This window comes from Shewanella sp. S1-49-MNA-CIBAN-0167 (assembly GCF_040310145.1).
Taxonomy (GTDB): domain Bacteria; phylum Pseudomonadota; class Gammaproteobacteria; order Enterobacterales; family Shewanellaceae; genus Shewanella; species Shewanella psychromarinicola.
In genome coordinates this window covers 13,558-34,709 of sequence record NZ_JBEOPO010000015.1, presented here as the reverse complement: position 1 = coordinate 34,709, position 21,152 = coordinate 13,558, and the positions used below count along the sequence as shown (strand labels likewise).

Genomic DNA, 21,152 nt, shown 5'->3' with positions numbered 1-21,152 from the left:
AAGCTAAGTCATCTCAGGTTCAATGCCGCTCCCGCATCTGAACCTGATTTTTAGTGCCAGCATAGTAGCTCAAACTTCTGATTTAAATACGGATCATGTTTCATATCAGTCCATGACTTTTACTTACTGATTTCCCCATAAATTATTGAAAAAAGCCCTATTTGATAGGGCTTTTTTTTAGTTCCATCCCTTCATGTAGAAGATTATGAACATAAAAATATCTTTACCTCTCACCCTATTACTGACTTTCCTCCCCACCCCAACAGTTATTGCAACTGAGTATGAATTAGGTGGTTTTATCAAGACCAATGCCCGCTACGTCGACGGCACCATTGCATTTCAACCCAGCTGGAATGGAGATGGATCGATTCAGGATGAGGCGAAACGTACCCAGTTTGGCGCTCAGGAGAGTCGATTTAACCTCAAGCTGACACAGGGAGACGTCAGTGGTTTTGTCGAGATTGATTTTGTCGGTTCCTCCCAAGGCAACCCGGTGATATCGAACTCTTACAGCCCGAGAGTCAGACATGCGATGATCCAATATGAGGCGTTTACGGCCGGCCAAACCTGGTCAACATTAGTTAACACCAGCACCTTCGCCGAAACGGCAGATCTTGGCGGTCCCTTAGTAGGGCAAGCGATGGTGAGACAAGCCCTACTGAGATACCAGACGGGTCACTGGCAGGTCGCATTGGAAAACCCTTACACCTATGGCACACAGGTCAGCAATAGCCCGGAACAAACCAACTGGATAGAGACCAGCAATGACTATGTCCCCGATGCCATCATCCGCTATGACCAGCAAGGCCACTGGGGAAATGTATCACTGTCAGGCTTAGTCAGGTACCTCGACCCCAGCGAGACGGCCCAACTAGGTCTGGGCGGTTCACTGGCGGCTAAAATAAATACCTTTGGTAAAGACGATCTGAGACTTCAGCTACACTATGGCAATCTGGGCCGTTATGTCGGAACTGATGCAGCTAAAGATATCATTCAAGGTGAAATAGAAACCACAAGTTCGGCGATGCTCGCCTATCGGCACTTCTGGAGTGAGACCACCCGCTCAACCATTTTTTATGGTCATACCCGAACTCAAGTTGAACAAACCGATCGGAGCCACTTCGGTGTAAACCTGTTCACCAACTTAACCCCGGCCTTAAAAGTGGGTGTTGAGCTTGGTCATTATCAGATCAGCGACAACCAATACTCATGGTCAAACACGCAGACACAAACGGGGCAATCTCACTATGCCCAGTTCACCCTGCAGTTCCATATTTAATGGTCATGTGAAAAAACGTCATAAACTCAGCCGATAGGTAAGATTATTCGCGAGCTGTGTCACGAATAAGTTTGCTGCTAAAAAGGGCGCGTGATCCAATTCACCTTTACAGTACCATTATCACTTTATTGTTAGTTCAAGCCCAAAAGAACAAGCACAATATCGCAGCTTTCGGGCATCAAGCCATAACAGGATATGAATGATGAAACTAAAAATTATGTTCGGCCTTGCCGCACTCGCTTCAACCACGGCATTGGCTGCGGGTCCACAGTGTAACCACGTACAACTACCATTCCAGCAGATAACGCCGGTTCCTTATGACAGCACGCCATATTCGCCACAAGATACTATGCCTTCCCAGTGTAGCGACCCAATGGTTGAAGCCTATATTGCCGACTGGGAAGCGGGCAAAATTGATTTTAACAGCATCCAGTCAAATGCCAGCATTGCCTTAGATCAGCGCTTCTGCAAGACCATGGACGACGAAGGCAACATAATGGAAGCCAAGAACTGTGAACTTAAAAATGCGCCAGTTGGATATCTGTGGAAAGAGCTTTCAGACAGCCCAACGGTAATGGGTATCACCAATGGTGGTAAATCAGATCACGCACCACACTTCCATGGTCAACCTGAGTGTTATTACGTGGTTAACGGCGAAGGCAAGACCCTTGCCGACAACAAATTCCAAACCTTGGGAACGGGCCAGTACTTCTACATTCCAGGCGCCACCATTCACAATACACCAATCATGAGCGATAAAGGTTTAGGTGTGATGTACTGGTATCCAAAGAATGCTCACTTCGATGGCTTCAAGTACTACTGGCGTAAAGACGTGAAGAACCTTCATGTTGCAGAAGAAGCATTCGATCGTGTGGATAAAATTCGTAAGCGCGATCTAAACTTAGGTCCATATGGCACTAACAAAGCGTTCTTCAAAAAATAACTGATTTTAACGTTTGCGGCCGAGAATAATCGGCCGTAATATCTGCAAGTAAACACCCTATACACTATCTGCTCGCCGCACAGTAAGCCCCCCCTTAAATAGTCACATCATTCAAACTCCAGTCCCACTATATTAATCCAATTCTGAGCATAATATATTGGATAGATTCTCTGAACTACCTAGTTTCATTGTTCATATTAAGCTAATTAACAGATACAGAACAAATACCCAGCTCAAACGAGACAAACCAGAATTAATTTCATAACACTATAATAAAAATATATTTTGTATGTTGAAGATAATATTTAACATAGCCAGCCACACCTAATGACTAAATGTTAGCCATTCAACTACGCTTTATTTACCATTTCAAAATAGTATTTTAAGATGGGTGTCCATGTTATTTTTATTTTATTTTATTAAAAACAGCAAGAATTGACATCCATATCGATAAATTTAGATTATATTTTTGTACTTAAAAAAGCGGTTTTTATTTGTGTTACACACAAAAATATCAACGAATGTTATTATTATGATACAGAAAAAACATCGTGTTTAGTTTATATTAAAAATGTATTATATAAACATTAAATATATCCAGAATTGAATAGCTAATTTAGCGAATTAATAAATAAACTTTATTTTCCGGGGTTTCATACGGTTTGTTATCTTTATTTTATTTATTTCACCTGTCTATTCTCATTTAACGTTGTTTCATAGACTCCTTCCTTGTTACACGCTATCGAGTGGGTTGACGCCAAATGGATCGGACCGATTATTCTGCTTAGGCTCTAAAAAGTGACTATTTTATAGACCACTGCATATTGATTTATTTGGAATTAATTCCATAAGTGGATATAGATTACACATGCTCCCCCTGTTGCTGAAGGCTTCAAAAGTCTGGCGTAAATAAGTTGCTAATTATAAAGATTATTTGTATCTTGCCTTCAATTAAAATCACGATTTCCTGGTCTCGTCTGTAATGATTAGCTGAAACCTCTTTGATTTTTTATTTTCATATTATGGGTTGAATATTTATGTTGTTGAAATACAAAATAACGGGGCTATTTACCTCGTTATCTTTTTTTATGGTGTTGCTGGTATCCATCGTTGCTTATCAAAACTTTGCAGAATTCAGCCGCGCGAGTTATCAAGATAAAGTTGAAACACAATCTAAACTGGTGGCTCAGGCATTAGATGAAAAATTAATGCGCTTTTTCGATGTGATTGATTCTGGCACATTCTTTTTCGATGAATATGGCGAACTCGACCTTGAACGAGCAAACCTTACCGTTGAGGAAATAGCCCAGACGATTAATGGTGAAGCGGGGATCTATTTAGGTTTGAAGGATGGCACCCTAATTAGTGACGGTAAGGCTGTCGCTAATTTTAATGCAATCACAGCTAAGCGTGAATGGTTCATAAATATTTTTGCAGGTGAGCGCTACGTCGTGAGCACGTCTTTTGTCGATGTCACTAAAAACGTCGAAGTGTTTGGTCTTTCTGTGCCTATCATGCACCAAGGGAAAATTTCTGGGGTGGTGTTAATCAATATCCCAGTTAAGTTATTCAGTGATTTTGCCGCTTCTCTTAGCAATAACAATCAAATGTTCGTCTACCGCAGCGATGGCTACATAGTATCGAGTGAGGTAAAAGACCATATTGGCAAGAACATATTTGAATTACGCCCACAATACCGAGCGATATCTGACTCAAATAAGTCGATGACATACTCGGCTCCCGGTTTGGGCGATTACTTTGTAACAAGTCATAAGATGAAAGTCCGTAATTGGACTGTGGCTAGCTATGAAGCAATAGATGTCATCGAAGCTGCTAGCATGAATAACCTACATGACGTTCTTGTGTTGATTGTGATCTCCCTGATTGTACTCATGATCGTTATTTACCAGATGGTTATTCGGCTTATTTACAAACCTATTGGCGGGGAGCCACTGGAAATATCAAACATGGTTAAGCAAGTGGCTGAGGGAGATTTGAGTATGAATTTATCCTCTTCCGGGCAGGAGGAAGGTATTTATGGCAATGTGATCGCCATGGCACAGAATCTTAGGGCCATTGTCGCCAATATTAATAACACAACAAATGATCTTAATCGCTCTTCTGCCTCGCTTTCATCGTCTGCCCAAACGATGAGTGATGGCTCGAAGGCACAAACAGTCCAGCTTGAGCAGACTTCGACGGCGATGAACGAAATGACCTCCACCGTCGATGAAGTAGCACGAAGTGCACTGCAAGCGGCAGAGTCGGCCCAGGGCGCTAGCGAATATTCTGAGGTTGGAATGAAAGTGGTCGAGGATATGAATGCTAATATCCGTTTACTGGTCAATGAGATGAACGGTGTCACCCATGTCATCGAAAACGTTGAGGCAGAAACGGTCAATATTGGTAGCATTCTCGATGTGATTAAAGGCATTGCCGATCAGACTAATCTTTTGGCTTTAAATGCTGCCATTGAAGCGGCACGTGCCGGTGAACAAGGTCGCGGATTCGCGGTAGTCGCAGATGAAGTTCGAAACCTTGCAAGCCGAACACAAGATAGCGCCAATGAGATCACTATGATGATTGAAAAGCTTCAAACAGAGGCTAAAAAAGCGGTAGATCAAATGGGCAAGAGTACGCTGCTCGCTCGACAAACGTCGACCAAGACAGAGGAAGCAAACCTATCCCTGACACAAATCACCACTTCTGTTTCTGTTATTCTTAATATGAATGACCAGATCGCCACAGCATCAGAGCAGCAGACTCAGGTCGCCGCGGAAATTAACCAGAGTGTGCTGGAGATCAATGATTCGGCAAAAGAAACCAATAAGCACGCCGATAGCACTACCGAACTTGCAAATGAGCTGGGCGGAATGGCGAATACTCTAAATGGTATTGTGAGCAAATTTAAGCTTTAAGGCAGACTTAAGTATTCCTCAATATCATCGAAAGATCATTACTTTTGGTGATATTGAGGGCTATGACATGCTGCCAATATAAGCGTTCACCGAGATTGACTTGACACCATTTTGATGATCAACAAAGCGTTAGCATTTAACTATTGAACGATGCTTTTTCGGCCACTTCTGGTGTACATAAAAAATAATTTACATAAGTACCGTCGACACTTTCACATATCAGCGAAGCTAACCTGCTCATTCAAGCGCTTTGGGCTGAACCTCGTCAGTAGGAAGACCGATTGGCGACGAGTGCCAGACCCCATCAACATCAATTCGCGCAATCATGAAGCCTCAATTTATCGTTTGATGCCGCTCTCGGTGTATCAATTGGCGCATTTAAAATTACTGCGTTTTGACGCTAACGTTCTGAGCCATTAGACAAAATAAGTTGCCAATGGTATCACTCACCATGCGCTATCGAGAAAACATCATTTATTTACAGCTGTGTTTAATTCAAACTCAAACTCAAACTCAAATTCAAACTCAAATTCAAATTTTTTGTCGAAAGTCAGGCTGTGTCAATTAGGTCAATGTTATGACTGTTATGACGGTTATGACTTGCCATTTAATGCTGTACTCGTCCGCCGCGTGTAGTCTCTAGTTCACTTTGAAATAGATTGCCCTTCAACATAAAAGCCCAGTGCGATAACTCAACACTGGGCTTAAATGATTACACGTAAAATATCAATTTATCGCTTTATGTAACTCCTCATACATTAACTCACGCATTTTAAATTTCTGAATTTTGCCAGTGACGGTCATGGGGTATTGGTCGACAAACTTGATGTAGCGCGGCACTTTAAAATAGGCGAATTTTTCAGTTAGAAAATGACGAATATCGTCTTCGGTAATGTCGGCATTGGCGCGAACTTTAATCCAGGCGCACACCTCCTCACCATATTTGTCACTTTGCACGCCAAACACGGCGGCGTCTTGCACGTCCTTATGGCTGTAGAGCTTTTCTTCAATTTCTCGTGGGTAAATATTCTCGCCGCCGCGGATGATCATGTCTTTAATACGACCCACAATTTGCACATAACCAAGCTCGTCCATTTGACCGATATCGCCCGAATGTAACCAGCCAGCACTGTCGATGGTTGCAGCTGTTTTAGCGGGGTCATTCCAATAACCTTGCATAATGCAGTAGCCTCGACTGCACACTTCACCGGGTTGACCAATAGCAACCACGTCGCCAAATTCATTGATAATTTTCACTTCGGTGTGTGGCAATGCTCGGCCAACGGTGAGCACTTGTTTTTCGATGGGAGAATCTATTTCAGTAATGTGGTTTAACGGGCTGCACTCGGTTTGTCCGTAACCAATCAGCACCTCTTTCATGTACATCAGTTCTTGTACTCGGCGCATGACTTCTTCAGGGCAAGTGGCGCCAGCCATAATGCCAGTGCGCAGTGAGCTAAGGTCAAACTGGTTAAATTGTGGGTGTTCTAATTCGGCAATAAACATAGTCGGCACACCATGTAATGCGGTGCAGCGCTCTTGTGCGATGACTTGCAAGGTGGTTAGTGGATCAAAAGACTCACTAGGATACACTGCCGCTGAAGCGTAAATAATAGAAGATAAGCTGCCTAATACCATACCAAAACAATGATATAGCGGCACAGGAATACACAGTTTATCGGCAGGAGTAAGCTTCATTGCCTCTGCCACTAAGTAGGCATTATTTAAAATATTATGATGCGATAGCGTCGCGCCTTTAGGGCTACCTGTGGTGCCTGAGGTAAATTGAATATTAATCGAATCATGGCTGTTGAGTGTATCAGCAATAGTGGCTAACGCCTGTTGGTCATCACGGCTAACATCAACCAGCAAATCGTTAAAATTAAGCATGCCTGGTGTCTTGTCTGTTCCCATGCGGATCACAAACTCAAGTTCGGGTAATGCGCGAGCAGATAAGTGACCTAGATTGTCGCTTAATTCTGGCACTAGCTCATTCAACATCTTCAGGTAATTACTCGACTTAAATTTATCGGCACAAATCACGGCACGGCAACCAACATTACTGAGGGAATATGCTAACTCTTCTGTTCGATAGGCCGGATTAATGCACACCATTACGGCACCAATTTTAGCGGTAGCAAATTGAGTTAAACACCATTCAATATTATTGGGTGACCAGATCCCTACTCTATCCCCAGGTTGAATACCTAGTTTCAATAAGCCTGTGGCAAGTGCGTCAACCTTGGCTTGATACTGGCGATAGTTCCAGCGGATATCTTGATGATGAACGACGACGGCAAGATTATCTGGATAGGTATTAGCAATATCATCAAAATATTGGCCAATGGTGTTTTCAATCAGCGTCGTTGAAGTGGCACCATGATATTCACTTAACGTTAGTGGAAATGTTGCTTGATTTGGCGGGATAAACATTGAAGCCTCCATGGCATTTATTATTATAATGAATATTATGATTAGTCTTATTCAAACTAACCAATACATGGGGTCACTCACAAGTAAAAAACGGCGGTATTAGACTAAAGATTGATGCCGACGGAAGGGATTTGTTACACTGTAGAACGTGAATATTTCAATAATCCATTTTAAACAGCATTAACCGCTTTAATTAACTACATGATTACATTACAGCCACTGATTAGATCAAAAAAATCACAAAAAAACAATCATAACCACTTGTTTAAATGAATAATTAATTTATAAAACATTTGATTAAATATCGAATAAACGCCCATATTTTTTCACCTTACCGTCGATAATCTAAAACAATCAATCGCGACATTACTATTATTGCGACGATGTTTAGCTCGATTCGGACACTTTTTGCGTGACAGATAAAGCTTATTGTTTGTCTGCAACATTCAAGCCCAAATGGTGCTTGTCTCTATCGCCATGTACTCAGTAGTGAAGTCGTACTTATCACTATTTATCTCTTATCACTAACAGGATTTTTATGGCATCGGCGGCAACGTTACCAAGTCAACTTAATACTCGCGCCATTTTGCTGGTATTAGCCTTAGGCACATTTATATTGGGATTATCGGAGTTTTCGATGATGCCAATGCTGCCCTTAATCAGCGAAACATTTTCCTCAACACCGTCACAGAGCGGTTATGCCATTAGTGCTTACGCGATAGGGGTTGTTGTCGGGGCGCCGATTTTAATGCTGACGACGGCCAATATGAAAAAACGCCATGCCTTGGCTATTTTTCTGACATTAATGTTTATCGCCAATGGCTTAAGTGCCATGGCAACCTCACTTGAACAGCTTATTGTATTCCGTTTTTTAAGTGGCCTGCCCCATGGCGCTTACTTTGGCGCGGCCATATTATTAGCCGCCGATATTGCCCCACAAGATAAACGCGCCAGCTATATATCCAAAGTGTTTATGGGCATAACCATAGCCACTATCGTCGGGGTGCCAATTGTCACTTTAGTTGGGCAAAATTTAAGCTGGCGCTATTGCTTGGCGGGGGCATCAGCTCTGGCCTTAGTTGCACTGGCGTGCGTGTATGTAGTGATCCCTAAAATAGAAAACAGCCAGCCGTCAAATTTAATCAATGAATTTGGCGTGTTGAAAAATAAATTGGTCTGGTCAATTCTAGGTATTGTGATTATTGGCTTTGGCGGCGTATTTTGTATTTACACTTATATTGCCGACACCATTTTAGTGGTCACCCAAACGCCGGCATACACAATTTCAATCGCGATGGTGATGTTTGGTATTGGTTGTACATTGGGTAACTATGTATTAGGCAAAGCGGCCGATCGTGCGGCTTTATACACCACAGGCATAGCCTTAATTTGTATGATTATATTTTCGCTTGCCTACGTCGGTGCCAGCCATAACATTTGGCTATTGTATGCGGTGATTTTCTTTATTGGCTGCAGTTTAGGCTTAGCCACCTTAATTCAAACCTTACTGATGGATGTATCACCAAACGGCCACGCCATGATAGGTGCCTTGGTGCAGTGTTCATTTAACATCGCCAATGCCATCGGCCCTTGGGTAGGCGGCATGGTTATCGCACAAGGTGCATTACCCAACGAGACGGGTTATGTTGCGGCGGTGCTATTTACTGGCGGCTTCATAATGTGGCTGTTAAGTTATCTGCAAATGAGCAAGAAAAATTCCCAATTGCAGCAATGCCCTGCTTAATCACCTTGTTGCTGACATTGTAGATCACATTGTAGATCACATTGTAGATGACAGTGTAGATGACATTATAGATGACCTTGTAGATGACATTATCTACTTCATTGGCGATAACATTGTAGATGAAAATGTCATCGCCAACATGCTGAATGGGCCAATATAATCCCATTAGAAAATGATTTACCTTGGCGGCTGAATACTCACGCCAAGGTAGAATAATACAACAATGAGAAAGCTTACATTAGCCACTAAAAGCAGTTGAAAAGTGTTGTGTTGAAAAAAGTTGCGTTCATAATGCATGTCATCAGTCTCCCACAGCTTGGCTAATTATGGGGAATTTATTGACCGAACAAACAGCAAACCATCTTTGCATAAATAGCAAAATCCAGTAGAAAACCGTTAATTATAATGGGCTATAACCTCAGTTACTTCGTATCTGATGCTATTAGCCATCACAAAGAGCCAAACAATGTTTTCATTTTTAAAGCCAGATCCAGTCAAAAAATTACGTAAAAGCTATGATTCAATACTGGAGCAAGCCATGCAAGCACAGCGTAAAGGCGATATAAAGACCTATTCTCTGCTAACCGCAGAATCGGAACAGATTTGGGCTAAAATAGTCACACTAGAGGCTGCAAGTAAATAATCGTCACAGTTATTATCTGAATTCGGGAGCCATTACCCACTTATTGGAGATCATTATTTTGGCTCGGGTAATATAGGCTCACTGGAGTCCATATACGTTAAATAATGTTGCCAAATATTATGAGTGCGCTGCACAGTAAGTTGCAGCATACATCCATGGTACATTGCACCTCTTATAGTCCCATCTCGCCATAACTCATAGATAGCATGACAATAAGACTCTCGATATGGCAGCCAGTCTCGTTGAGACAGATGTAGTGCTTCAAGCGCCTTTGGATAATCATGATATTGCTCATTGGCTTTAGCCATATACTTGTCCAATCTTACTTGTGCATCATCGGCTTGCTGCCTAGCACAGTCATTAATTTCAAGGGTGTTAATCGGATTACTACAGTCAACCGCTACTTCATGGCCTGTTTCTTGATGCACACTTGCTTGATAGTCAGTTTCTTGCGCCCAACCCCCGCCACTTAACACCATAGTGCAACCCAGTAATACTAGGATGATATATTGTTTCATTGATAATACTCCTTACAGTCTTTCAACCTATGTCATATCAAACTTAGCATTTTTTTACTCACAAGGTACATTGACGCGTCAATAGCGTGCCGCTTGCAAATCAACGCAGATAGCAGGACAAAGAGCGGTTTGATGGTCCTTTATTACCCCGAGCAGAGGTAATTAAGTGATCTGTGAACCACAATCAAGAATAGCCATTCATTTAACGTTATGCTGCACAGGTCAACGTCAGCTGTTGCGCTAGTGATTTTCTTAATGATTGCGCGAGTTGTTACGTTAATAATTACATTTGTTATTACGCGTTATTGAGGAGAATTGGCATGTGGTGGCGAGTAACCATTATCAGCTTGGCTTACCTATTATTGGGCGCCCATTTTTTACGCTTTGATCAGCATATATTGGCCATTATCGCCATAAGTTTGCCCTTGTTGATGTTTATTAAACATTCATTTGTATACACATTACTCAAGATAGGCTTACTGATCAGCGTGATATTTGTGTGGGCAGTAACCACGTTCAATTTCATCGATATGCGCATTGCACTCGAACAGCCTTGGTTAAGATTGGCCATTATCATGGTATCAGTCATGATATTTACGGTGTTTGCGGCATTTTCAACCAACGGCCTCAATCAAAAATTGCGCCGTTAGTAATAACGTAGGTTATTTATTCGGTTTCAACCATTTATAAATACTGTCTTTGCGGTAAACCAATAGCGCGGCAAATAAAACAATATAGATGCTGGGTTCAATAATCTCTGACTTTACCGACCAATAAAAATGGATCGGTGCCAATATGGCAGCCAGATAAACCCAATTGTGCAATGACTGCCAGCGCTTTCCCAAACGTCGTTTGATAGCATTAGGCGAGGTTAACGCCAGTGATACAATAATAATTAATGTTGCTGCGCCGACTAAGATATAAGGCCGCTTGATCACCTCCTCAAACAATAATCCCCACGCAAACAGCAAATCTAAGCTAATAAAAGCACTAATATGCAATAGTGCGTAAGCACACACATACAAGCCCACCAAACGGCGAGTTTGCATTAGCGCCGCTATCTTAAAACGTTTGGCGATGGGTGAAATCAATAACGTGGCTAATAAACTATTAATCGCGCCCATACCGGTATAATGAATAATATACTGCACCGGATCGCCACCCGCATTGTCAGTTAACACTAATGTCACCAGATAAAAGGCGGGCAATAAAAAGCTAATATGCAATAACACCTTTAACCAAAACAGTCCTCGAGGACTTATGCGCATTAGTAAAACTTCCTCAGATCGATATTTTTATATAAATCGGCCACTGAATCAGCATAACCATTGAACATTTGGGTCGGAATACGCTTAGCAGAGAATAAGCCGCCTTCTCCGATGCTGCGCTCAGAGGCTTGCGACCAACGAGGATGATCCACCTCTGGGTTTACATTAGCGTAAAAACCATACTCACTTGAGGCCAATTGATTCCAGCTTGTCGGAGGTTGTTTATCCATCACCCGAATACGCACAATAGACTTGATACTTTTAAAACCATATTTCCAAGGCACGACTAAGCGGATTGGAGCACCATTTTGTGGCGGCAACGTTTTACCGTACAAGCCTACCGCTAAAAACGATAAATCATTCATCGCTTCGGCAACCGTTAAGCCTTCAACATACGGATAATGGATCCCGCCCCCCATTAAGCGACTCTTTTGCCCTGGCATTTGCTCAGGATCAAACAAGGTCTCAAAAGCGATATGAGTTGCATTACTTTGCACGCCGGCTTGTTTGAGTAAACTGGCTAACGAAAAACCCACCCAAGGGACTACCATAGACCACGCTTCAACACAGCGTAGGCGATAAGTGCGTTCTTCCAGAGCAAAACGTGTCGTCAGTTCATTTAAATCTAAGGTGATGGGTTTATCGACCAAGCCGTCAATGGTTAACGTCCAAGGATCAACCTTAAAACCTTGGGCATTGTCATAAGGATCCGACTTACTATTACCAAATTCATAGAAATTATTATGACGAGTGATTTTATCTTCTGGTGTTTTAGGACTTGGCAATACAAACTTTGCCGGTGTTGCGTATTGTAGGCCTTGAGTAGTAAAGGGATTTTTGGCTTGTTGTTCACCAAATAGATCAAAAATACCCGCCTGAACTTGCCCCGGCAAACTGGCCCCTAACGCCCCTAAACCTAAGGCTTTAACGATATTACGGCGATCATTAAATACCGATTCAGGTGTAACTTGATTATCGGCAAGATGCCAAGGAGCCCGTTTAAGTATGCCTTTAGTAAAGCGTTTATTACCCGCCATAAATCACCTCTTATAAATGTTTGTCGACAGCCTATCGAGACCAAAATCTGCTCTTCATCTCTCAATAGACAGGTTACATTGGTTTTTTATTTCAACGTATTGCTGTTTTTAATTCAACGTATTGATCTTGTTAATTCAACATACTATTAAAAACCGCCAAAAGCAGATTTGGTCATAATTTGTCAGTAAAATAGCACAATAACCGCCGCCATAATGACAGTTGATACGAACTCAAGTTACAGGTAGATTTAAATTTAATCATTAACAACAATATTTCATCCAATCCTTGTTTTGCCCCTTGCAGGCGTTTATTAGCCGTGCGACCCTTAACCATTATCTTCTATCGGTTATTGTTATGCCTTTTGCAGTGTCGTTAACTCCCCCTCAAATTGCAGCTCTGATTGCTGTCGCGTTCCTTGCCTTTTTAATTGGCGCCCTCATCAATCAACGATTAACTCGTAAACGATGGGAGCAGCTAAAACTTCAACATGAACAACAAACACTTCAACAACTTAATGAAGTGCATATTGAGATGTCGAGGTTACAAGATAAGCTCGATGATAAAATCGATCACAGTAATCATCTGCAACATAAGATAGAAGAACTGATTGCTCAACTGTCTCGCGCAGAAACCAAAGCCGATCGGGTTAATGTCGTCGAGCAACAAATGGTCGATAGCCAGCATCGTTTAATGGAATCCCAACTCAATTTAGCCAAGTCGAACGCTGTGCAACAAACCATTTTGGTCAAAGCAGAAACAGAGCAAAAGTCATTACAAGATAAAATTGTTCTACTCGAGTCAGCAGAAGAGCGCCTTAAACTGCAATTTGAAAACCTGGCCAATCGAATTTTTGAAGAGCGCAGTGAAAGCTTTAAACAACAAAATGTCTCACAAATAGACGGCGTAATCGGGCCGTTAAAGCAGCAATTAGAAGGCTTCAGACGTCAAATTCAAGAGTCATATACTCATGAACAATCTGAACGTAGCGCGTTAAAACATCAATTAGATAATTTACGTGATCTTAATTTAAAAATGAGCCAAGACGCCATTAACCTGACTAATGCACTTAAAGGTGACAACAAGCAGCAAGGTAATTGGGGCGAAGTCATTTTAGATCGCGTATTACAAGAAAGTGGTTTGCGCGAAGGCCATGAGTACCAAACACAACAAGATTTAAAAGACGACAATGGTAAGCGCTTTAAACCCGATGTTATCGTGCATTTACCCGAGCAAAAAGACGTAGTGATCGATGCAAAAATGTCGCTAGTCAGCTATGAACGTTACTTTAATAGCGAAGATAAAGACATTCGAGATCAAGCCATAAAAGAACACGCACTGTCGATTAGGCAGCACATTAAAGGCCTAAGCCAAAAAGATTATCATAAGCTGCACGGCCTCAAGAGTTTGGACTATGTGCTTATGTTTATCCCAATTGAGCCCGCCTTTTTACTGGCCATTGAATACGATCCAAGCTTAGTCAATTTCGCGCTTGAACAAAATATTATGCTCGTCAGTCCTACCAATTTACTGGTGGCCTTACGCACTATCAATAATATATGGCGTTATGAATATCAAAATCAAAATGCACAAAATATTGCCAAGCAAGCAAGCCGCATTTATGACAAATTATGTGGTTATCTTGAAGATATGGAAAAGCTCGGTCGCGCCTTAGATACGGCAGATAAAAGCTATCAAAGTGCCATGGCAAAATTATCGTCAGGCAAAGGCAATGTCATTAGACAAGCGCATCAGATGCAGCAATTTGGAGTCGACACCAGCAAACAGTTAGACAAACAATTGCTTAACCGTGCACTAGATGAGTCAGCCGAAACCCATCAACAAAATATTTAACGGCTAGCAGGAGTAATTATTAATCTTTATTTAATCAACAAGCCTAATAGTGACAAAACACGTACAACAAACTCTTAACGCAAACACTTATCACAAACACTTAGTAGCAAATGAAATACTGAGGCGGAGATTCACATTTAAATGCGTAACACTTGGGCAAACACTTTTATTACTGGCGCATTATTACTCTGTACATCATTGGCCTTTTTCGGCCAAGCTCATGCATTGACATCGCAACAGCAAAACTATCTCGATGCTCGTCAAGCACTGGATAACAATCAACTCGACAAGTATCAAGCATTACGTCAAAAATTAGCCGATTATCCGTTAACGGTTTACCTCGATTACCACGCTAATATCGATAGCATAGTGCGATCTTCTGGGCAAACGGCACTGAATTCAATTAACCAATTTGATACCACCCCGTTATACAATAACGCCCGTTATCGATACCTGCTCCATGCGGGGAACAAACAACATTGGCAAGACTTTCTGGTGATATCCCCAGACACGCCTAATGATGTACGTCTACAGTGTTATTATTACCAAGCACAACTTGATGCAGGTAATAACACTATGGCATACAAGGGGATAGAACGTTTATGGGTTCATGGTTACTCACGTCCAAAAGAATGTGATGCCGTGATTAACCAATGGACTAAAGCGGGCTACCGCACACAAGAACTCCTCTGGGCCCGTATGCTGCTGAGTTTTAATGCAGGGCAATCTAGTTTGCTGAGTTATTTATCGCAAAAAGTCACCCAACATGATGACGAAGCCAAGTTATTATTGTCTGTTTATCGCGATCCCAATCGTTTGCGTCATATGAAAAAATTTGCCAGTTCTAAACCGATCATAGGTGATATTGTCGATGCCGGATTGCGTAAACTGGCACTCAAAGATTTACATCAAGCGATTAAATTATATGTTAAATACCAAAAAACCAATCGTTTCACCGACGTTGAAGGGCGCCAACTTAATCGCTATTTAGTCCGCCGAGCATTAATTAAGCAAGATGAAAAACTGGTGTCACACATTGATACCATGCTGCCCTTAATTAAATCTGATGACCTATACGAAATTCGCTTACGTTGGGCCATTGGTGAGCAAGACTTTACTACCGTAGAGAAGTATTTAGCCTTGCTGAGCGATCAAGGTAAAGCCGATCCGCGCTGGCAATATTGGCAAGCTAAGATGACCTCTCGCCACGACAAAACAGCGGCGATAAAATTACAGTCAAGCTTAAGTGGCCAACGTAATTTTTACGGTTTTAATGCCGCTGAAGCCTTAGGTAAACCCCTGGCGATGAATGATGATAATTTGGCACCCAACCCCGAGTTGCAAGCCAGGTTACACCAAGACCCAGGGCTTGCTCGCGTGATTGAATTAATGGCCTTAGATAAACAGATTGATGCCCGTAACGAATGGCTCTATTTAATGCGCCGCCACAACAGCGAAATGAAGGCACAATATGGCCTATTGGCCTTAAATAACGGCTGGCATGCGTTTAGTGTCGAATCGAGCATTCAAGGGCAATTATGGAATTCATTAGCCTTACGTTTTCCAGAAGCCGCCAATGATGAATTTGTCAAAGCCAGTAAAAAGTTCACGGTAAACATTGACGAGATCCGGGCGATTTCTCGTCGAGAAAGTGCATTCTATCCTTATGCGACTTCAGGTGTGGGTGCCAGAGGGTTAATGCAATTAATGCCCGCCACCGCCAAGCAAACCGCTACAAAGAACAAAATACGATTTAATGGCATAAAAGACCTGTACGACCCTAAAGTGAACATTATGTTGGGCAGTGCGTATTACAGTGAATTACTTAAACAGTTTGATCAAAATAGGGTGCTCGCAACGGCAGCTTATAATGCCGGTCCCGGGAGTGTTCGACGCTGGTTAAAAGTCTCTAAAGGAAGCTTAGATGTGATGAGCTTTATTGAAACAATTCCATACACTGAAACCCGTGAATATGTGCAAGCGGTGCTCAGTTACAGAATGATTTTTCAACACAAAGATAATCCAAGTTTGGGGATGTTTAGCTCAAAAGAGTTCAGCCATCGTTATTAATAATGACCAGTTTACTCGTCGTTAGTAATAATAGCCGCCACAACGTGGCGGCTATTATTACTTAACACAAGTCGCAGGGGTAACGTATGATCACCATTCTCTGCTGACTCAATAATTGTTGATAATCATTTGCGATTTAACCCATTACGCTTATGCTGATCCGGTAACGACAAACCATAACGCTAAGCGATAACGACAAACCATCACTAGATACAGTAATCGATAATCAATAATCAACCGATAATGGTTCATGACTAAAAGTTGGAGTTTTCGTGTCGCAATCAAATATCCAAACATTACTCAATCAACTGAGCCAAGTTTTGCTAGGTAAACCTGAGCAAATCAAACTTGCCGTCGCTTGTATCCTCGCCAAAGGTCACTTACTGATTGAAGATTTACCTGGCATGGGTAAAACCAGTTTATCCCAAGGCATTGCCAGCAGTTTAGGCATGAGTTATCAGCGGATCCAATTTACCAGTGATATGTTACCTGCTGATATTCTTGGAGTATCCATCTACAGTAAAGAGCAACAACAGTTTATATTTCACAAAGGCCCGGTGTTTAATCAAATGTTACTGGCTGATGAAATTAACCGCGCTAGCCCTAAAACCCAAAGTGCTTTACTCGAAGCCATGGCAGAACAACAAATTACCATTGATGGGATCACCCACCCACTAAGCTCACCGTTTTTTGTTATTGCGACCCAAAATCCGGTTGATCAAGCGGGTACTTTCCCTTTACCCGAGTCGCAACTTGACCGGTTTATGATGCGGATCTCCATCGGCTATCCCAGCGCCGAAGCCGAGTTAGCCATGTTAAAGTCGCACACCCAAGCCAGTAAACCGGCATCATTATCACAATGTTTAACCCCGCAAGAGCTGATGCTGTTGCAACAACAAGTGGCCCAAGTGTCAGCTTCTGATGCGGTACTTAATTATTTAATTGCCTTGGTGGATTTTTCTCGTCAACACAATACCGCCAACGGTTTATCGCCACGAGCCAGTATTGCCCTATTACAAGCAGCCAAAGCATGGGCCTTTATTCATCAGCGCCAGTACGTGGTACCCGAAGATATTCAGGCGGTATTTGCCTCGGTTGCCGAACATCGCATTCGCAGCAGTAGTCAATTTCAAGGCCAAGCTTTGTCTGACACCATACTCGCCAGCGTCAACCCCATACGTTAACGGTACTGGCTCTCATGGCTAAATCGACAACAGCAAAAAAGCATGCTTCACCACATGATGCTAGTGGCGCGTTCAAGCCATCTCGATTAAGTCGCCTAACACCCTCATGGTTGACACAACGCTGGTCAAGATGGATAAGTAAACGTCTGCCACCGCAAAAACAAGTTACCCTCAGCCATAAAGGCATTTTTATCTTACCCAGTGGTTTTGGTCTGTTTTGGCTTGGATTGATCGTCTTACTGTATTTATTTGGCACCAATTATCAAAACAACTTAGTGATTGGCTTAAGCTTATTACTCGCCAGTGTGTTCCATACCTGCATTATTTACAGTTACAAAAATTTAGCAGGATTAACCTTCAAGGCCGTCACGCCGCCACATGCCTACGCTGATGACAGTATGCCATTCCCGATCATGTTAACCGGCCATACTCGACAAGATAATCCCGATACCACCCACCAGCAGATTTGCTTGCAATTTAGCCATCAGCGCCATGCTCGCGTGAAGAGAATGCAAGAACAAACCATTGCAACCGTAGTGTTTGAACACACCAAACGCGGTCGATTAAATCCGGGACGGATCAAAGTCTCATCGTACTTCCCGTTAGGATTATGCCGCGCCTGGTCCTATGTCGACTTAGACATTCATCATGTTATTTTCGCCAAACCAGAAGTGTGTGATATCAAACTGGCAAGCCACATCAGCGACAATGACACACAATATGAACACGGCAAATTGCATCCAGGCGTTGACGACTACAAAGGCTTACGCAGCTATATTCCAGGCGAATCACTCAAACAAGTCGCGTGGAAACAATGGGCTCAAGACAAAGGGATGTTAACCAAAGAATTTGCTGAACCTGAAGGGCTACCTGTGTGGTTAACATTAGCCAATACGTCGGGGAATAACATTGAACACAAGCTCAGTAAATTAGCATGGCAAGTCGATAAGCTAAGCCAATCCCAACAAATATTTGGCTTAATACTGGATGAACATATCATCAACCAGCAAACAGGCGAAGCACACCGAGTGGCCTGCCAAACAGCCATTGGGACTTATCATTTACCCGCGAATATGAATCCAGATTTTAGTCCAAGTCATGTGACAAACTCGTCAGTAGGTGAGCCATTATGACCGATAACTTTGATACTATTATTAGTCGTAATACCTTATTTTGGTTATTAATCACCAATGTCGCCATCCTCAGTCCCTTGCATGAACAAGCTACGTTATGGAGTCTTGGCATTTGTGCCATTTGTTTTATTTGGCGAGTCGGGATTTTTCTCGGTAAAGTGGCCGCACCACCCAAAATACTGGTGACCTCCTTAGCTATTGGCGCCGCCATTACCCTCGCATTGGTGTCCAGTGAAATAGGGTTACTCAATGCGCTGGTTAACTTATTAATCCTAGGTTATGCGTTAAAATACATTGAAATGCGGGAACTCCGAGACGTTAAAGCCATTGTCTTAGTGGGCTATTTTCTAATCGCGCTGACCTTGCTTGATCAGCAAAGCATGCTTAATACCTTGCACTTGTTGGCGGTAACAGTACTCAATACCGGGGTGTTAATCAGTGTTTACCAAGATAAGTCGAATAAAGCCGCCAACCTCAGTTTTAGCCTTAAATTGGTGCTGCAGAGTTTGCCATTAGCCATCTTACTATTTGTGGTATTTCCACGATTAAGCCCACTGTGGTTAGTACCGAACATGAAAGCCGCCACAACGGGTTTATCCGATGAAGTATCCTTTGGTGACATTAGCAAGTTAACCCGCTCTGCTGAATTAGCTTTTCGAGCCGGTTTTGAAAACCCAGACGGCAGTACCTTAGGTCCGGCCAATAAAGATCTCTACTGGCGCACCTTGGTGATGGAAAATTATGATGGCAAAACCTGGCGCCAAGACCCCAGTATTCAGCAGGTACAGCATCAGGCCTATTTTCAACAGCCCGAACGTCAAGCACCTAGCGCTAATGATATGAGTAGGAAAATTAACTACGTGGTCATTAGCGAACCCAGTCATCAAAAATGGTTGTATGGTTTAGATGAAGCGTTTAGCCAAAATGATCTCGTGGTTGAATTAGCGGATTATCGTTTGTTTTCATTAAGACCTGTCGATCAACGTATGAGCTATCGGGTGACGTCATATCCAGATCTCATTATGGACCCCAAACTCGACCGCAATACCAAACTGATAAACCTCACGTTGCCGTCCAATAGCAACCCGAAAACGCGCAAACTCGGCTTACAATTTGCCAAAGATTATCCCGACCCACAGGCGCGCATCAATGCCATGATGAATTACTTTTCCGTGCAAGCCTATTACTACACGTTAAGTCCACCCAGTGTCGGTGGGCAGCAAATAGATGATTTTATGTTTGAAAACCGGGCCGGATTTTGTGCCCATTACGCCTCTGCAATGGTATTTATGGCGCGTGCCAGTGGTATTCCAACCAGGATGGTAACGGGTTATCAAGGCGGCGAGTACAATGCTAAAGCGGGTTACTATAGCGTTTATCAATACATGGCCCATGCTTGGACCGAAGTCTGGTTTGAAGGCCTAGGTTGGCAACGCTTTGATCCTACCGCGATGATCGCACCGCAACGGATACTCGATGGTTTTGATGCCACTTTTGACAGCCAAAGCAGCTACTTACAAGACAGTCCTTTTAGTTCTCTGCACATGAAGCAATACCCATGGTTAAACGAGTTGCGTCAACAGCTTGCCAGTGTCGATTATTATTGGAGCGTGTGGGTGCTAGGCTTTGACGAACAACGAAAACAGCAAGTGTTAGCAAGATTATTGGGTGATGTGAGTAGCAGTAAAATCGCTTTATTGATGATTTTCAGCTTTATGATCATCGCGCTGATGATTGCTTACTACGCGGGGTTATTCAATGTTGACCGCCAACAAGACCCGCTTAATAAACGTTATCAGATCATTTGTCAGCGCTTAGCTCAAAAAGGCATCGCCCGCCAACAAGGCCAAGCCTCGTCTGATTACGCCGCAGCGGTTAACGCACATTTAAGCGCCCTATCACCTCAGATAGCCTCTGACTTTACTGCCTTGAGCAATGCCTTTGTGGCACTTAAATACCAACCGCTCACGGTGCAACAAGCACAGCAACGGCAGCAACAATTTAAGCAGTTATACCGTCGATTACGGCTGCGACTTCTGCGCCGCTGATGTTGGGCACAACATCAGCAATCATTCTGATTATTAACGGTTTTGATTGATGAATTCAGACAGAGTCCATAGAATGAATTAA

At 42.6% G+C, this 21,152-nt stretch carries 15 protein-coding genes; 11 read left to right on the top strand and 4 right to left on the bottom strand.

All coding sequences use genetic code 11. From position 1 onward, the window contains the following. Positions 1–211: 211 nt before the first annotated feature. From AAEZ00_RS08845 to AAEZ00_RS08835, 3 genes are all read left to right on the top strand, one after another. On the top strand, positions 212–1,279 hold the full coding sequence (locus AAEZ00_RS08845) for a DcaP family trimeric outer membrane transporter (RefSeq protein ID WP_164839556.1): 1,068 nt from the start codon (positions 212–214) through the stop codon (positions 1,277–1,279). Positions 1,280–1,478: 199 nt separating this feature from the next. After that, positions 1,479–2,222, top strand: a complete 744-nt coding sequence (locus AAEZ00_RS08840; RefSeq protein WP_124014261.1) for a cupin domain-containing protein — start codon at positions 1,479–1,481, stop codon at positions 2,220–2,222. A gap of 1,037 nt (positions 2,223–3,259) precedes the next feature. Beyond that, on the top strand, positions 3,260–5,140 hold the full coding sequence (locus tag AAEZ00_RS08835) for a methyl-accepting chemotaxis protein (protein ID WP_335686325.1): 1,881 nt from the start codon (positions 3,260–3,262) through the stop codon (positions 5,138–5,140). A 726-nt stretch (positions 5,141–5,866) separates the two neighbouring features. On the opposite strand, the gene AAEZ00_RS08830 is transcribed toward AAEZ00_RS08835, so the two are convergent. Further along, a complete protein-coding gene (locus tag AAEZ00_RS08830; protein WP_351088566.1) occupies positions 5,867–7,573 on the bottom strand; it encodes an AMP-binding protein in 1,707 nt (568 codons plus the stop codon). A 538-nt stretch (positions 7,574–8,111) separates the two neighbouring features. On the opposite strand from AAEZ00_RS08830, the gene AAEZ00_RS08825 reads away from it, so the two are divergent. Continuing rightward, on the top strand, positions 8,112–9,317 hold the full coding sequence (locus AAEZ00_RS08825; RefSeq protein ID WP_351088565.1) for an MFS transporter: 1,206 nt from the start codon (positions 8,112–8,114) through the stop codon (positions 9,315–9,317). Positions 9,318–9,783: 466 nt separating this feature from the next. Continuing rightward, positions 9,784–9,960 (top strand): DUF6435 family protein, encoded by a 177-nt coding sequence (locus AAEZ00_RS08820; protein WP_124014189.1) that lies wholly within the window; start codon positions 9,784–9,786, stop codon positions 9,958–9,960. A 53-nt stretch (positions 9,961–10,013) separates the two neighbouring features. Here the strand turns inward: AAEZ00_RS08820 and AAEZ00_RS08815 are convergent, their stop codons facing one another. Further along, the gene (locus tag AAEZ00_RS08815) at positions 10,014–10,478 is read right to left on the bottom strand and encodes a lysozyme inhibitor LprI family protein (RefSeq protein WP_351074761.1); all 465 of its coding nucleotides are present in this window, start codon (positions 10,476–10,478) and stop codon (positions 10,014–10,016) included. 320 nt (positions 10,479–10,798) lie between these two features. On the opposite strand from AAEZ00_RS08815, the gene AAEZ00_RS08810 reads away from it, so the two are divergent. After that, positions 10,799–11,128, top strand: a complete 330-nt coding sequence (locus tag AAEZ00_RS08810; RefSeq protein ID WP_101030374.1) for a hypothetical protein — start codon at positions 10,799–10,801, stop codon at positions 11,126–11,128. Between the two features lie 12 nt (positions 11,129–11,140). Here the strand turns inward: AAEZ00_RS08810 and msrQ are convergent, their stop codons facing one another. After that, positions 11,141–11,746, bottom strand: a complete 606-nt coding sequence (gene msrQ, locus AAEZ00_RS08805) for a protein-methionine-sulfoxide reductase heme-binding subunit MsrQ (RefSeq protein WP_124014191.1) — start codon at positions 11,744–11,746, stop codon at positions 11,141–11,143. Further along, the gene (gene msrP / locus AAEZ00_RS08800) at positions 11,746–12,783 is read right to left on the bottom strand and encodes a protein-methionine-sulfoxide reductase catalytic subunit MsrP (RefSeq protein WP_124014192.1); all 1,038 of its coding nucleotides are present in this window, start codon (positions 12,781–12,783) and stop codon (positions 11,746–11,748) included. The genes msrQ and msrP overlap by 1 nt, the downstream gene beginning before the upstream one ends. Before the next feature lie 355 nt (positions 12,784–13,138). On the opposite strand from msrP, the gene rmuC reads away from it, so the two are divergent. The 5 genes from rmuC to AAEZ00_RS08775 all read left to right on the top strand — a co-directional run bounded on the left by rmuC (position 13,139) and on the right by AAEZ00_RS08775 (position 21,070). Continuing rightward, entirely contained in the window at positions 13,139–14,635 is a 1,497-nt protein-coding gene (gene rmuC / locus AAEZ00_RS08795) for a DNA recombination protein RmuC (protein WP_124014193.1), read from the top strand. A 141-nt stretch (positions 14,636–14,776) separates the two neighbouring features. Next, a complete protein-coding gene (locus tag AAEZ00_RS08790) occupies positions 14,777–16,705 on the top strand; it encodes a transglycosylase SLT domain-containing protein (protein WP_351088564.1) in 1,929 nt (642 codons plus the stop codon). Positions 16,706–16,977: 272 nt separating this feature from the next. Beyond that, positions 16,978–17,889 carry an AAA family ATPase gene (locus tag AAEZ00_RS08785; protein WP_101030369.1) on the top strand — a complete coding sequence of 304 codons (912 nt, stop codon included), beginning with the start codon at positions 16,978–16,980 and terminating at the stop codon, positions 17,887–17,889. Positions 17,890–17,903: 14 nt separating this feature from the next. Then, positions 17,904–19,022 carry a DUF58 domain-containing protein gene (locus AAEZ00_RS08780; RefSeq protein WP_124014196.1) on the top strand — a complete coding sequence of 373 codons (1,119 nt, stop codon included), beginning with the start codon at positions 17,904–17,906 and terminating at the stop codon, positions 19,020–19,022. Continuing rightward, positions 19,019–21,070 carry a transglutaminase TgpA family protein gene (locus AAEZ00_RS08775; protein WP_124014197.1) on the top strand — a complete coding sequence of 684 codons (2,052 nt, stop codon included), beginning with the start codon at positions 19,019–19,021 and terminating at the stop codon, positions 21,068–21,070. Before AAEZ00_RS08780 ends, AAEZ00_RS08775 begins: the two co-directional genes overlap by 4 nt. Positions 21,071–21,152 lie beyond the last annotated feature (82 nt).